Annotated in this window: 10 protein-coding genes, 1 tRNA gene and 3 pseudogenes; 10 read left to right on the top strand and 4 right to left on the bottom strand. The window is 66.5% G+C overall.

The genetic code is table 11. The annotated features are described in order from the left end of the window. Positions 1 to 29: 29 nt before the first annotated feature. Both pnp and H9L12_RS02025 read left to right on the top strand, forming a co-directional pair. Positions 30 to 2,377, top strand: a pseudogene (gene pnp / locus H9L12_RS02030) (polyribonucleotide nucleotidyltransferase). Positions 2,378 to 2,519: 142 nt separating this feature from the next. Beyond that, positions 2,520 to 2,708 (top strand): hypothetical protein, encoded by a 189-nt coding sequence (locus H9L12_RS02025; RefSeq protein ID WP_187543311.1) that lies wholly within the window; start codon positions 2,520 to 2,522, stop codon positions 2,706 to 2,708. Between the two features lie 158 nt (positions 2,709 to 2,866). Here H9L12_RS02025 and H9L12_RS02020 read toward each other — a convergent pair. Next, positions 2,867 to 2,942, bottom strand: a tRNA-Ala gene (locus tag H9L12_RS02020). 184 nt (positions 2,943 to 3,126) lie between these two features. Between H9L12_RS02020 and H9L12_RS02015 the strand changes: the two genes are divergently transcribed. Then, positions 3,127 to 3,981 carry a DUF2171 domain-containing protein gene (locus H9L12_RS02015; protein ID WP_187542411.1) on the top strand — a complete coding sequence of 285 codons (855 nt, stop codon included), beginning with the start codon at positions 3,127 to 3,129 and terminating at the stop codon, positions 3,979 to 3,981. A 139-nt stretch (positions 3,982 to 4,120) separates the two neighbouring features. Continuing rightward, positions 4,121 to 5,106 (top strand): annotated as a pseudogene (locus H9L12_RS02010) (NADP-dependent oxidoreductase). A 7-nt stretch (positions 5,107 to 5,113) separates the two neighbouring features. On the opposite strand, the gene ypfJ reads toward H9L12_RS02010, so the two are convergent. Next, a complete protein-coding gene (ypfJ, locus tag H9L12_RS02005) occupies positions 5,114 to 5,965 on the bottom strand; it encodes a KPN_02809 family neutral zinc metallopeptidase (protein WP_187542410.1) in 852 nt (283 codons plus the stop codon). 103 nt (positions 5,966 to 6,068) lie between these two features. On the opposite strand from ypfJ, the pseudogene H9L12_RS02000 reads away from it, so the two are divergent. Both H9L12_RS02000 and H9L12_RS01995 read left to right on the top strand, forming a co-directional pair. Beyond that, positions 6,069 to 6,853 (top strand): annotated as a pseudogene (locus tag H9L12_RS02000) (3-hydroxybutyrate dehydrogenase). Between the two features lie 9 nt (positions 6,854 to 6,862). Continuing rightward, positions 6,863 to 7,492, top strand: a complete 630-nt coding sequence (locus tag H9L12_RS01995; protein WP_187542409.1) for a DUF4893 domain-containing protein — start codon at positions 6,863 to 6,865, stop codon at positions 7,490 to 7,492. Here H9L12_RS01995 and H9L12_RS01990 read toward each other — a convergent pair. After that, complete coding sequence (locus H9L12_RS01990) at positions 7,489 to 8,430, bottom strand: aldo/keto reductase (protein WP_187542408.1); 942 nt, start codon at positions 8,428 to 8,430, stop codon at positions 7,489 to 7,491. The two genes, H9L12_RS01995 and H9L12_RS01990, sit on opposite strands and share 4 nt — an antisense overlap. Further along, entirely contained in the window at positions 8,427 to 9,485 is a 1,059-nt protein-coding gene (locus H9L12_RS01985) for a mannose-1-phosphate guanylyltransferase (protein ID WP_187542407.1), read from the bottom strand. The genes H9L12_RS01990 and H9L12_RS01985 overlap by 4 nt, the downstream gene beginning before the upstream one ends. 113 nt (positions 9,486 to 9,598) lie before the next feature. Here H9L12_RS01985 and prsK point away from each other — a divergent pair, with 113 nt between their 5' ends. From prsK to H9L12_RS01965, 4 genes are read left to right on the top strand one after another with little or no spacing between them, the layout of a single operon-like run. Next, complete coding sequence (prsK, locus tag H9L12_RS01980; RefSeq protein WP_187542406.1) at positions 9,599 to 11,305, top strand: XrtA/PEP-CTERM system histidine kinase PrsK; 1,707 nt, start codon at positions 9,599 to 9,601, stop codon at positions 11,303 to 11,305. A gap of 20 nt (positions 11,306 to 11,325) precedes the next feature. Continuing rightward, the gene (locus H9L12_RS01975) at positions 11,326 to 11,694 is read left to right on the top strand and encodes an ATP-binding protein (RefSeq protein WP_187542405.1); all 369 of its coding nucleotides are present in this window, start codon (positions 11,326 to 11,328) and stop codon (positions 11,692 to 11,694) included. Continuing rightward, the gene (gene prsR, locus H9L12_RS01970; protein ID WP_187542404.1) at positions 11,691 to 13,064 is read left to right on the top strand and encodes a PEP-CTERM-box response regulator transcription factor; all 1,374 of its coding nucleotides are present in this window, start codon (positions 11,691 to 11,693) and stop codon (positions 13,062 to 13,064) included. The genes H9L12_RS01975 and prsR overlap by 4 nt, the downstream gene beginning before the upstream one ends. Positions 13,065 to 13,116: 52 nt before the next feature. Then, positions 13,117 to 14,712, top strand: coding sequence for an alpha-amylase family glycosyl hydrolase (locus H9L12_RS01965; RefSeq protein WP_187542403.1), 1,596 nt, complete (start codon positions 13,117 to 13,119; stop codon positions 14,710 to 14,712). Position 14,713 lies beyond the last annotated feature (1 nt).

The raw sequence follows: 14,713 nt of genomic DNA, 5'->3' as shown, positions 1-14,713 counted from the left end.
GCATCCGGCCCGCGGGTGAAGGAAATCAAATGTTCGATATCAAAACTGTAGAAATCGATCTTGGCGGCAAGACCCTCAAGCTCGAAACGGGCCGCGTTGCCCGCCAGGCCAATGGCTCCGTCATGGCCACCATGGGCGAAACCGTCGTCCTTTGCGCGGTTACCGCCGCCAAGAACGTCAAGCCGGGACAGGACTTCTTCCCGCTGACCGTCCACTACCAGGAAAAATTCTCGGCCGCCGGGCGCATCCCGGGCGGCTTCTTCAAGCGTGAGCGCGGCGCGACCGAAAAGGAAACGCTGGTCAGCCGCCTGATCGACCGTCCGATCCGCCCGCTGTTCCCGGAAGGCTTCTACAACGAAGTCCTCGTGATCGCGCAGGTGCTGTCGTACGATGGCGAGAACGAGCCGGACATCGTCGCGATGTGCGCCGCCTCGGCCGCCCTGACCCTGTCGGGCGTCCCGTTCATGGGCCCGATCGGCGCCGCCCGCGTCGGCTACAAGGATGGCGAATACATCCTCAACCCGACCAACACCGAAGTCGCCGAAGGTGACCTCGACCTGGTCGTCGCCGGCACGCTCGACGCCGTGATGATGGTCGAATCCGAAGCCAAGGAACTGTCGGAAGACACGATGCTTGGCGCGGTGATGTTCGCCCATGCCGCCAGCAAGAAGGTCTGCGAAGGCATCATCAAGCTGGCCGAAAAGGCCGCCAAGGATCCGTGGGACCTGGCGACCAGCGACGCCAAGAAGGCCGCCAAGGAAAAGCTCAAGGGCATCATCGGCGCCGACGTCGAAGCCGCCTACAAGCTGACCGACAAGTCGGCCCGTTCGGCCGCGCTCAATGCCGCCCGCGACAAGGCCAAGGAAGCCTTCGCTGACGCCGATCCGCAAGAGCAGCTGTCAGCCGGCAAGGCGGTCAAGTCGCTCGAGGCGGATATCGTCCGCACAGCGATCCTCAAGGAAGGCCGCCGCATCGACGGTCGCGACACCAAGACGGTCCGCCCGATCGAAGCGATCGTCGGCTTCCTGCCGCGCGCCCATGGTTCGGCCCTGTTCACGCGTGGCGAAACGCAGGCGATCTGCACCACCACGCTGGGCACCAAGGACGCCGAGCAGATGATCGACGGCCTCGACGGCCTGTCGTACCAGCGCTTCATGCTGCACTATAACTTCCCGCCCTATTCGGTCGGTGAAGTGGGCCGCTTTGGCGCGCCGGGCCGCCGCGAAGTCGGTCACGGCAAGCTGGCGTGGCGCGCGCTGCGTCCGATGCTGCCGTCGATGGACGACTTCCCCTACACGATCCGCGTCCTGTCGGACATCACGGAGAGCAATGGCTCGTCGTCGATGGCCACCGTCTGCGGCGGTTCGCTGTCGATGATGGACGCCGGCGTTCCGCTGGTCCGTCCGGTCGCCGGCATCGCCATGGGCCTGATCCTCGAAGGCAAGGATTTCGCGGTCATCAGCGACATTCTTGGTGATGAAGATCACCTCGGCGACATGGACTTCAAGGTCGCCGGCACGTCCGAAGGCATCACCACGATGCAGATGGACATCAAGGTCGCCGGCATCACCGAGGAGATCATGAAGGTCGCCTTGGCCCAGGCCAAGGACGGCCGCAGCCACATCCTCGGCGAAATGGCCAAGGCGCTCGACCATACCCGCGAGGAACTGTCCGCCCACGCGCCGCGCATCGAAACGATGCAAATCGCCAAGGACAAGATCCGCGAAGTGATCGGCACCGGCGGCAAGGTCATCCGCGAAATCGTCGCGACGACCGGCGCCAAGGTCGACATCGACGACGAGGGCCTGATCAAGATCAGCTCGTCCGACCTGTCGCAGATCGAGGCTGCCCGCCAGTGGATCCACGGCATCGTCGCGGAACCGGAAGTCGGCACCATCTACACCGGCAAGGTCGCCAACATCGTCGATTTCGGCGCGTTCGTGACGTTCATGCCGGGCAAGGACGGCCTGGTCCACGTGTCGGAAATCAAGAACGAGCGGGTCGAGAACGTCCGCGACGTCCTGTCCGAAGGCCAGGAAGTGAAGGTCAAGCTGCTGGAAGTCGACCAGCGCGGCAAGGTTCGCCTGTCGATGCGCGTCGTCGACCAGGAAACCGGCGCGGAGCTGGAAGATTCCCGTCCGGCCCGCGAGCCGCGTGAAGACCGCGGCCCGCGCGGCGATCGGGGTGACCGGGCCCGCGCCGCGACGGCGGTGGCCGTGGCGACCGCGGTCCGCGCCGTGACGGCGGCGACCGTGGTCCGCGCGGTGATCGTGGCGACCGCGGCGATCGCGGCCCGCGCCGCGAACGCTCGGACCGTGACAACGAAGGCTCGGCGCCCGAATTCGCGCCGGCCTTCCTGCAGCGCAACGACGACTAAGCTTCGTAGAAGCCTGAACCGGATTGGGGCCTCTCCGTCATGACGGAGGGGCCCTTTTTCTTGGCGCCGGATTACGGACGCGGAACGGAAGGCACTTCACCGTCCCTAGGTCGTTTAATCCTGTAGCCGAAAGGACGTACAGGTGTCGCACGGGGATATGATCGTTGCAGTCGGACTGCTGACCCGGCGAGACCTCCAGGTCTTGGGCTCCTCGTTCGATCGGCTGTGGCCGATCGACCAATCACCGAAGTTCGAAGGGTTGCTGGAAGCCATCGACAACGCCGACCGCGACCTTCAGCGGGCTCAAGCGCCGGGCGACGCGATCCGCTAGCGAGCGGTGCCGCCGCCGAGACGCTGGGATAAGGGGTCCCTCCAACTCGACGGCAGCCAGCCATCAATACAGCATCGGGATAGTTTCGGCAACGAATCGTTAACCGGATTTCGGTGCGAAGGTTTGCTGCCACGTTGGGGAAACAGCCAAGGTGCGGGTGGTGGAGCTGAGGGGAATCGAACCCCTGACCTCTGCAGTGCGATTGCAGCGCTCTCCCATCTGAGCTACAGCCCCGCGCCCTCGGCAGGCGGCCCCAATAGCGGCGCTTTTGCCCCCTTGCAACGCCGTTCCTCATGCGTCCGTCAATTAGGCGTTCCGCCTTCTCCGTTCACCGCAGCGCTCGCAACGCCGCGTGTCGCCATGCGTTTCACCGACGTGGATTTTCCGCTGGGGAAAGTTGCGTCGAGAGGAGACCAAGATGACCAGGAATCGCAATCCAAACCGTGATTGGCGCGAACCGCGCAGCCGCTATGACGAGCATGGAAGTGACCGGTACGGCCGTTACGGGCGGGACCATGATCGGGACGAACGCGGCTGGTTCGAACGAGCCGGTGACGAAGTTGCCAGCTGGTTCGGTGACGACGACGCAGAACGCCGCCGCCGGACGGACAGCCGGGACGATCGCTGGAGCCAGCCGTCGCGTAGCTACGGCGACCAGCCGCGATACCGCGACGAAGGTGCTCGCCGCCCCTACACCGGCAGCTACACCAACCGCGATTACGGCCAGGACCAGGGCAGGTCGTTCGAGAACCGCTTTGACCGCGGGGCGAGCCAGCGTGACTTCACCGGAATGGCGGCCGGGAGTGCAGGCGGAGTCCACGATCCGCATTATGGCGAGTGGCGCCGCCGCCAGATCGACGCGCTCGACCGTGATTATGATGAATATCGCCGCGAGAACCAGTCGCGCTTCGAGAATGAATTCTCGAGCTGGCGCAACGAGCGCCAGGGCAAGCGCCAGATGCTGCAATCCGTCCGCGAACATATGACCGTGGTCGGGTCCGACGAGGAGCAGATCGGCACCGTCGACAAGGTTCGTGGCGACAATATCGTCCTGACCAAGAATGACAGCAGCGATGGCCGCCATCACATGCTCTCCTGCTCGCTGGTCGACAGGGTCGAGGGTGACCGTGTCATCCTCAACAGGAATGCCGACGAGGCGCGGGCGTTGTGCGTCGACAGCGACGTGCGCAACCGCGCCCTGTTCGAACGGGATGACGACCATCGCAACGAAGGTCCGCACATCCTCGATCGTAGCTTCTCGGGCACCTACTAACCGCCCAACCCTATGGTCGGCGCGTCCTGCGACTGACCACTAGGCCCGGCCGCTTCCCCCTTGGCGGCCGGGCCTTTCGTTTGGTCGCCGTCGGGCCTAGGCCGGTAGCGGATTGCAACCTCTTCGATGGAGTCGACCAATGGCGAAGGCCTGGCATCTGATGCGCCGCCCGCAGGGCATGCCGGTAATGGAAGATTTTGCGCTGAAGGACCTTCCGCCCGCGACCTTGCCGAGGGCGAGGTGCGCGTCGCCAACCGCTGGCTGTCGGTCGACCCCTATATGCGCGGACGAATGAATGACGTGAAAAGCTACGTCCCGCCATTCCAGCTCGACGCCCCCATGGACGGCGGCGCGGTGGGCGACGTCGTCGAAAGCCGCGATCCCAATTTCGCGCCGGGCGACCAGGTGTTCCACATGGCCGGATGGCGCGACGAAGCGGTCCTTCCCGGTTCCGCGCTCAACAAGCTGCCGCAGCTCGGCGCGCCGCCCCAGGCGTTCCTCGCCAACCTCGGCCTTACCGGGGCGACCGCCTATTTCGGCCTGTTCGAGGCGGCGTCGGCGAAAGAGGGCGACATTGTCTTTGTGTCAGCCGCGGCCGGCGCGGTCGGGTCGGCCGTCGTCCAGATCGCCAAGGCGCGCGGCATGACCGTTATCGGTTCGGCGGGCGGGCCGGACAAATGCGAATTCGTCCGTTCCCTCGGCGCGGACGCGGTGATCGATTACAAGGCGGGGCCGGTGGTCAAGGCGCTGGCAGAGGCGGCGCCCAAGGGCATCGACGTCTATTTCGACAATGTCGGCGGCGAACACCTCGACGCCGCCTTCGCGCTGGCCCGGCAGAATGCACGCTTCGCGATCTGCGGCATGATCGACGCCTACAATAGCGGGGAGCCGATGGCCTTCCGCTACATCATGCGCGTGATCGCGATGCGCATCCGGCTGCAAGGCTTCATCTACACCGATTACCTGCCGAAGATGGGCGATTTCTACCGCGACATGGGCGGCTGGGTCGCATCGGGCGCGGTCAAGGACCGCGACACGATCGTTGATGGCTTGGAACAGGCCCCGGACGCGTTCCTTGGCCTGTTCCGCGGCGCCAACACCGGGAAGATGCTGGTCCGGCTTTAGGCCGGGCCTAGCGGGTGTAGCGGCACTGCGCCGGGTCGCCGGTCGACAGGCCGCGGCGCAGCGCCTCCATGCGCTGGGCGGAAGACCCGTGGGTGAAGCTTTCGGGTACGACGCGCCCCTGCGTCTGCTGCTGAAGCGTATCGTCGCCGATCGCTTCGGCGGCGCGCATGCCTTCCTCGATGTCGCCGGCCTCGATCCCCCCGGAGCGGTTAGCCCACACGCCGGCATAGCAGTCGGCCTGCAGTTCGATCGCGACCTGGACCTGGTTGCCCTCCGCCTGGCTCATCCGCGCCTGCGCGGACTGCGCCTGGTCAAGCGTGCCTTCGAGGTTCTGGATGTGATGGCCGACCTCGTGCGCGATGACATAGGCCTGGGCAAAATCGCCCGGCGCCTGGAAGCGGCGCGACAGTTCGTTGAAGAACACCGGATCGATGTAGATGCGTTGGTCGGTCGGGCAGTAGAACGGCCCCATCGCCGATTGGGCGGCGCCACAGCCACTCTGGCCCGAGTTGCTGTAGGCGACCAGCGTCGTCGGCTTGTAGGTCGCACCCGCCTGCTGGAATATCTGGCCCCAGACCTGCTCGGTTGAGCCGAGGACCTGCCGCATGAATGTGCCGGTTGCCGGATCGAGCGTCGACTTGCCTGACGGCGACCCGCCGCCGCCACCGCCGAGCCCGCCGCCCAGGGACGTCAGCGCGCAATAGCCGAGCGCCAGGATGAGGATGCCAACGATGCCGAAGCGCGACAGGATCATCGGCAGGAACATGCCAATGAGGCCCCCGCCCATGCCGCCGAGCATCGGGCCGGACTGGCCCGTCCGGTCTTCGAAATTGTCGCTACCGGGCCCGTCCAACCGCATTTCGTGTCTCCCTCGTCCTTCCCCTTCAAATGCTCCACGCCCGTAACGGTTGCAATTGGCGTGTCCGACAGCGAAACCCGCCCCTCCCCAATCGGAGAATCGCATGCAGCTTCAGGGCAAGACCGCGCTCGTCACCGGATCAACGTCGGGCATCGGGCTCGCCATCGCGCGTGCGCTGGCCGCGGAGGGCGCGAGCCTGATGATCAACGGCTTCGGCGATGCCGGGGAAATCGAGGCGATCCGCGGCGAACTCGAGCAATCGTCCGGTGCCCGCGCCCTTCACGACGGAGCGGACCTGGGCGATGCCGCGGCGATCGAGGCGATGCTTGCCCGTTGCAGCAGCGAACTCGGCGGGCCCGATATCCTGGTCAACAATGCCGGAATCCAGTTCGTCTCGCCGGTCGCCGATTTTCCGCCCGAGAAATGGGAAGCGATCTTGCGGATCAACCTGACCGCGGTGTTCCACACCACTCGCCTCTCCCTTCCCGCGATGCGCGCCAAGGCGTGGGCCGGATCATCAACACCGCGTCGGCGCATAGCCTGGTCGCCAGCCCCAACAAGTCGGCCTATGTCGCCGCCAAGCATGGCGTTGCCGGTTTCACCAAGACCGTCGCGCTGGAAGCGGCGCAGGATGGCGTCACCGTCAACTGCATCTCACCGGGCTACGTCTGGACGCCGCTGGTCGAAAACCAGATCCCCGATACCATGAAGGCCCGAAACCTGACCCGCGAGCAGGTGATGAACGACGTCCTGCTCGCCGCCCAGCCGACCAAGAAGTTCGTCACCCCCGAAGAGGTTGCGGCCCTCGCCCTGTTCCTGTGCCGCGACGAGGCCGGCTCGATCACCGGCGCCAACCTCAGCATGGACGGCGGCTGGACGGCGCAATAGGTGAAGACGATGAAGCTCCCCCTTCTCGCCGCACTGGCGGCGACCGCGCTGGCCGGTTGCACCACGACCGCCCAGGCCCCTTCCTCGCCGGTGCTTGTCCCGTCCAGCGACTGGCGCGCCGTCGCGACCGAGAACGACCGGGAACGGCTGCGCAATTGGCGAAGCACCTTCACGACCGCCCTCGCCCAAGCCCGCGCCGCCGGTCATGGCAGCGCGATCGCGGCGGAGGGCGCGCTGCTGGAACCGGATGCCGCGCTGGGCGGGGCGGTGATCCCCAACGGCCAGTATCGCTGCCGCGTGATCAAGGTCGGAGCCAAGCAGCCGGGGCTGCTCGATTACATCGCCTATCCCGCCTTCCGCTGCCGCATCCAGCAGGAGAGGAACCTGCAGGGTTTCGCCAAGCTGACCGGATCGCAGCGCCCGGTTGGCCTGGTCTTCCCGTCGGAGGCAACCCGGCAGGTGTTCCTCGGCACGCTGGTACTCGGCGACGAAGCGCGGGCGATGCAATATGGCAACGACCCCGACCGGGACCTGATTGCCTGGGTCGAGCGGATCGGACCGAACCGGTGGCGGATGGTCTTCCCCAGCCCGCGTTTCGAATCCCTGACCGACGTGGTTGAACTGGTCCCGGCGCGCTAGTCGCTGGCTTCGTTCAGCAGTTCCATTTGCGCGGGGCTTAAATCGAGGGTCAGCGCCGCCAGTTGCTCGCTCAGCTGTTCAAGGCTCGTGGCGCTGGCGATCGGCGCGGTGATTGTCGGCCGTGCCATGGTCCAGGCCAGCGCGATCGCGGCGAGGCTGGCGCCGGTCTCGGCCGCGACCTGGTCGAGCGCGGCGAGCACGCGCGGCCCCTTCCCGTCCAGATAGCCGATGTTGCGCAGCCCGCGCGGGCTTCGGCCGAGATCATCCTTCGACCGGTACTTGCCGGTCAGGAACCCGTTGGCGAGGCTGTAATAGGAGAACACGGCCAGGCCCTGGTTGGCGGCGAGCATCTCGAGCTCGCCCTCGAACCGGTCGCGCTCGACCATGTTGTACCAGTTCTGCAGCGCCACCGGCAGGTCGAAGTGGTTGGAATGGCAGACGGCTAGCGCCTCCTCAACGCGAGGCGCGGTAAAATTGCTGAGGCCCGCCTCACGAATCTTTCCGGCCTTCTTCAGCGCGTCGAACTCGCCGATGCTGTCGGCCAGCGGCACCGATTCATCGTCCTTGTGCTGATAGTATAGGTCGATTTCGGTCACCCCGAGTCGTGACAGCGACGCGTCGCACGACGGCGCGATCGTGTCGGGCTTCAGTCCCGCCATGAAGCCGACCTTGGTGGCGATGATGACCTTGTCGCGCTTGGCGGGATCGCGCCTCAGCCATTCGCCGATGACCGTTTCGCTTTCGCCGCCGGCATGGCCCGGCACCCACGCCGAATAGACGTCGGCGGTGTCGATCATCGATCCGCCGGCATCGACGAATGCGTCGAGGATGCGGAAGCTGGTGTCGCGGTCGGCGGTCCAGCCGAACACGTTGCCGCCGAGCGCAAGCGGCGCCAGTTCGATGCCGCTCGATCCCATCATCCGCTTGGCGTGGGTCATACCCCGCCCCCTTCCGCGAACCAGGCGGCCGCTTCGCGAACGCGCTGCGCCTGGTCGCGGCGCGTGACCAGCACCGCGTCCGGCGTGGCAATGATCACGAGATTGTCGACCCCAATCGCGGCGATGCGTGGGCCGCTGGACCGGAGGAGGTTGCCGCTGCCGTCGATCACGGTGTGGTTCTGCCCGATGGCGTTGCCGACCTCGTCCTTATCGGCCGCATCGTGAACCGACTGCCAGCTACCGACGTCCGACCAGCCCATCGACACCGGCACGACCATCACCCGCGCCGCCTTTTCCATCACGGCATAGTCGATCGATTGCGCCGGCGAATGGGCGAAAGCGTCGGCATCGACCAGCGTTGCCAGGCCGCGCGATTTGCCCGCCTCAAGTGCCTTCCCGGCCGCCTCCAGCATCGCCGGGGCGTGGGCTTGGAATTCGCTCCGCCAGGTCGCGGCGCTGGCGAGGAAGATACCGGCGTTCCAGTAATGCCCGCCCTGGGCCAGCATCGCCTCCGCCGTCGGCAGCGCCGGTTTTTCGACGAATCGGTCGACCGGCACCGCGCCTTCGCCCGCGGTCGCCTTGATGTAGCCGAAACCGGTTGCCGGATGGTCGGGCTCGATCCCGAAGGTGACAATCGCTCCGTCGCGCGCGGCGACGATGCCCTTCGCGATTGCGGCACGAAAGGCTGCGGGATCGGCGACATGCTGGTCGCTGGGGCAGACCAGCAACAGTTCGTCCTCCTCGGCCGCGAGGGCCGCCAGCGCGATGGCGGGGGCGCTGTCGCGCTTCATCGGCTCCAGCAACAGCCGCGCGCCGGGGATTGGCGACAGCAATCCGGTCAGTGCCTGTTCCTGCGCGATATTGGCGACAACGATCGGCGGCGCGAACATGTCGTGTCCACTGACTCGCTCCAGCGTTTCGTCGAACAGCGTATGCGGCCCCAATAGGGGCAGCAGGTGTTTCGGCGCCTCAGCGGTCGACAGCGGCCACAATCGGGTGCCGGCACCTCCGGCAAGAATCACGGGTCGGACGGGGGATACGGATGACTGGCTCATAAACCTCACTCTAGCGAAGCGGAGAACGAGGGAAAGCGAAGCTCGTTCAGACAAAATTTGTAAAGTTTTGCGACAGTCCTGGGCATGTCGGTGAAATTGACAGGCGGGGACGAGTGGAGGGGCTGATCACCTTCTGGACTCACGCGCTCGCCGCGGCCCTGTTCGCCTCGCTCTTGCTGTGGGAATTGCGGCGGGGCCGGCCGGCGGGGACGCAGCGCTACTTGCTGTCCGCGTTCGGGATGACGGCGGTGTGGGCGTGGCTGTCCGCGGTCGCGCCCGATGCGCTGTCCACCGACTATGCCGAGACCGCGCGCAACCTCATCTGGGTCGGCGTGCTTTACAGGTTGTCGCAGTGGAACGGCGCCGACGCCCGCCAGCGCGGCGTGCTTCCGGTCTATGTCGCGGTTGCAGCGGTCCTCGGCATGCACCTGCTGATTGGCGCGCTGCCCTTGCTGGTCGACACCAGCGACCCCGCCAGCGCCCGCGCGATGATGAGCACCGCACTCTTGTTGCGGATCACCGCCGCCGCCGGCGCGCTCGTCCTAGTCCACAATCTCTACGGCCAGTCCGCGCCGTCCAGTCGTGGCGAGATCCGCCTGGCGATGCTGGCGCTCGCGTTGATGTGGGGGTTCGACCTCAACCTCTACACCCTCGCCTACCTCGATATCTCGGCCGCAGATTACATGTGGCGGTGGCGCGGCCTGGCGCTGGCGCTGGTGGCGCCGCTGTTCGCGTTGAGCGCCGGCGACGGGCAAGGCTGGCGGATCAAGCTGTCGCGCGCGGCGACCTTCCAGTCGATCTCGCTGCTCGCCATTTGCGTCTATTTCGCGGGCATGATCCTGTTCGCGAACGCGGTGCGCGGGATCGGGCTGAACTGGGCACGGGCGGCCGGTATCGGTTTGCTGATCCCCGTCACCGTCGCCGCGATCGCATTGCTGATGAATGCCCGCGCCCGCGCCTGGACCCGGACGAAGGTCGCCAAGCATTTCTTCGAGCATCGCTACGACTACCGCGCCGAATGGCTGCGCTTTACCGACACGATCGGCGCCTGGGGACCCGACGCACCGCCGCTGGGCGAGCGCATCGTCAAGGCCTTCGCCGCCATCCTGGAATCGCCGGGCGGCCTGTTGTTGGTCACCAACGACAGCGGCAGCCTGGAGCCGGCCGCCGCGTGGAACTGGCGCGGCGATGCCGCCCCGGCCCGCGACGCGCCGCGCAACGAGGTCACAGCCTTCTGGAACGCAGTCGCGGAAGACGGGCGGATGATCGATTTCGAGGCGCGGCGTGGCGGCTGGGCGACCCCGCGGGAGCGGGCCCTGGCCGTGCCGGACGCGCTGCTGGCCGAGCCTGAGGCGTGGGCCGGCGTCCCGCTGATCCATGAACGGCGGCTCATCGGACTAGTGCTGCTGTCGTCGCCCCCCTTCCGCCAGTCGCTCGACTGGGAAGATTACGACCTGCTCCGCACCGCCGGACGCCAGGCCGCGTCCAGCCTGTCCGAAGCCCATGGCCAGCAGGCCCTGATGAACGCGCAGCGATTCGAGGATTTCAACCGCCGCTTCGCTTTCATCCTCCACGATATCAAGAATCTGGTCAGCCAGCTGTCGCTGCTCAGCCGCAACGCCGAGCGCCACGCCGACAACCCCGACTTCCGCGCCGACATGGTCGCGACGCTCAAATCGTCGGTCGGCAAGATGAACGACCTGCTGCAGCGGATCGCGCCCAAGGGCGGTGCCCGGATTGCCCAGCTTCGCCCGATCGAGCTTCGCCCCTCCTGTCCGCGACGATCGCCGACAAGCGCCGTAGTCACGACGTCGAACTGAAGGGCGACGCGGGGCTTTGGGTGCTTGGCGACGAGGCGGGGCTGGAACAGGCGGTCGGCCACCTGATCCAGAACGCGATCGACGCCAGCGCGCGTCACCAGGCCGTCACCGTGAAGGTTGGCCGCGAGGGCGACGGCGTTGCCATTTCGGTCATCGACGAAGGCAGCGGGATGGACGCCGAGTTCGTCCGCAGCCGGCTGTTCCAGCCCTTCACCTCGACCAAGGACGGGGGATTCGGCGTCGGCGCATTCGAGGCGCGCTCGCTGGTCGCCGCGATGGGCGGCCGGCTGACGGTCGACAGCCGCGTCGGCGAGGGCAGCCGCTTCACCATCCACCTCTGCGCCGCGGACGCCGCGCAAGACGAGCAACCCGAACGGAAACGAGCATGAGCGACGACAAGCAACTTCCCGTGCTGCTGGTGATCGAAGACGATGAAGGCCTACAGCGCCAGCTGAAGTGGGCCTACGAAGGCTACCAGGTGGTCTCGGCGACCAGCCGGGCGGCCGCGATCGACATGGTCCGGCTGCACGAGCCCGCGGTGGTGACGCTCGACCTTGGCCTTCCGCCCGATCCCGACGGCACCACCGAAGGGTTCGCTGCATTGACCGAGATCCTGGCGATCAAGCCCGACACCAAGATCATCGTCGCGTCCGGTCATGGCGCCCGGGAAAGCGCGCTTCGTGCCATCGCGCTCGGCGCCTATGATTTCTACCGCAAGCCGGTCGACATCGACGAACTTGGCCTGATCGTTTCGCGCGCCTTCGCGCTTCACGCTATCGAGAGCGAAAACCGCCGCCTCGCCGCCAGCAACGGCGGATCGACCATTCTCGGCTCGATCGTCTCGGGCGCGCCCGAAATGCTCAAGGTGGCGCGGACCATCGAGCGGGTCGCCGGCGCCGACGTGTCGGTCATGCTGCTCGGCGCGTCGGGCACCGGCAAGGAATTGCTGGCCCGCGCCGTTCACGACCTAAGCCCGCGTGCCAAGGGCGAGTTCGTCGCGATCAATTGCGCGGCGATCCCCGAAAACCTGCTGGAAGCCGAGCTGTTCGGTTACGAGCGCGGCGCCTTCACCGGCGCGGTCAAAACCACGCCCGGCAAGATCGAGCAGGCGCAGGGCGGGACGCTGTTCCTCGACGAGGTCGGCGACATTCCCCTGCCGCTCCAGGTCAAGCTGCTGCGCTTCCTGCAGGAGCGGGTTATCGAACGCATCGGCGGCCGGGTCGCGATCGCCGTCGATACGCGGATCGTCTGCGCGACCCACCAGGACCTCGACCTGATGCAGGCCCAAGGGCGCTTCCGCGAGGATCTCTACTATCGCCTCGCCGAGATTGTGGTGAAGATCCCCGGCCTTGCCGAACGACCCGGCGACGCCGCGCTGCTCGCCCGCCATTTCGTCAATCGCTTCGCGCGTGAGCTGAATGCGCCGGTCCAGGGCCTCGCGCCCGATGCCCTCGAAGCGATCGACGCCTACGCCTGGCCCGGCAATGTCCGTGAACTGGAAAACCGCATCAAGCGCGCGGTCATCATGGCCGACGGCAAATGGGTGAGCGCCGCCGACCTCGACCTGCCCGGTACGGCGGACGCCGATGGCGCGAGGCTGGAGATCAACCTGCGCGCCGCGCGCGAGATCGCCGATCGCCGAGCCATCGGCCATGCGCTGAGCCGGACCGAGAACAATATCTCCGGCGCCGCCAAGCTGCTCGGGATCAGCCGCCCGACGCTGTACGACCTGATGAAACAATATCAGCTGAGCGCCTGAACCCGGAACCGGCCGACGTCCGTTCGTGTTCGAGGAGCGAACGCGAGGGCGAATGAACGAGAAGAGTGCCGGCCGCATCCCGCCGTGGTGGGAGCGCGGAGTCATCTACCAGATTTATCCGCGCTCGTTCCAGGACAGCGACGGTGACGGTGTCGGTGACCTTCGCGGCATAAAGCAGCGGCTGGACTATGTCGCGGCGCTGGGCGTCGACGCGATCTGGCTGTCGCCAGTCTTTCCCTCGCCAATGGCCGATTTCGGCTACGATGTCGCCGACTATACGGATATCGAGCCGATGTTCGGCACGATCGAGGACTTTGACCGGCTGGTCGCGGCGGCCCACCGGCGCGGGCTCAAGCTGCTGCTGGATTTCGTCCCCAACCACAGCAGCGATCGTCATCCCTGGTTCGTCGACAGCCGGGCGTCGAAGGGCAGCGCGAAGAGGGATTGGTACATCTGGGCTCCGCCCGGCCCGGATGGTGGACCGCCAAACAACTGGATCAGCGACTTTGGCGGATCGTCGTGGGAGTGGGACGAGGCCAGCGGCGAATATTACCTCCACGCCTTTCTGAAGGAACAGCCCGACCTCAACTGGCGCAATCCCGACGTCCAGGCAGCGATGTTCGACGTCATGCGCTTCTGGTTCGACCGCGGGGTCGACGGCTTTCGGATCGACGTGCTGTGGCACATCGTCAAAGCCGAGGGGTTTCCCGACAACCCGGTCAATCCCTATTGGCACGACAGGCTGGGCCAGCGCGACATGCTGATCCAGCGCCATTCCACCGACCAGCCGGAGGCTCACGCCATCGCCGCGGAGATGCGCCGGCTCGCCGACAGCTATGGCGACCGGCTGCTGGTGGGCGAAATCTTCCTGCCCAACGACCGGTTGTGCGCCTGGTACGGCAACGATGAGCGGCCCGAAGTGCATTTGCCGTTCAATTTCGCGCTGATCGAGAACGCGTGGAACGCTGAAACCATCGGCCGGCTGGTGGCGGACTATGAGGCCGCCCTGCCGCCCGGGGGCTGGCCGAACTGGGTCTATGGCAGCCACGACGCCGCACGGATCGCGGCCCGGATCGGCGAGGCGCAGGCCCGGGTCGCGGCGATGCTGCTGCTGACCCTTCGCGGCACGCCGACGCTGTACCAGGGCGATGAGCTCGGCATCGGCCGGGTCGAAATCCCGGCCGACCGCATCCGCGATCCCCGCGAACTGCGCGAACCGGGGCTCGGCCTCGGCCGTGACTGGTCCCGGACGCCGATGCCGTGGACCGGCGATGCGCCCTTCGCCGGGTTCAGCAGCGTCGAGCCGTGGCTGCCGCTGAACGGCGACTGGCAGACGCGCAATGTCGCGAACCAGGAGGCGGACCGCGGCTCGATGCTCTGGCTCTATCGCGACCTGCTGGCCCTTCGTCGGCAGAGGACGGCGCTGGCCTTGGGCGACTATCAGGGCGTTTCGGCGGCCGGGGACCTGCTGGTTTTCGACCGGATATCGGGCACCGAGCGGCTGCGCATCGCGCTCAACCTCGGCGAAGTCGAGACAGGGTTCGTCCGCGAAGGCGCATGTCTACTGTCCACGCTCGGGAACGAAGCAGACCGCGATGTCCTTCGACCCAATGAAGGAATCATCATCGATCTGGGAGCGGTAGCATGAC

It is taken from the genome of Sphingomonas rhizophila, assembly GCF_014396585.1.
GTDB lineage: Bacteria > Pseudomonadota > Alphaproteobacteria > Sphingomonadales > Sphingomonadaceae > Sphingomicrobium > Sphingomicrobium rhizophilum.
This window is presented reverse-complemented; position numbering and strand designations above follow the sequence as displayed.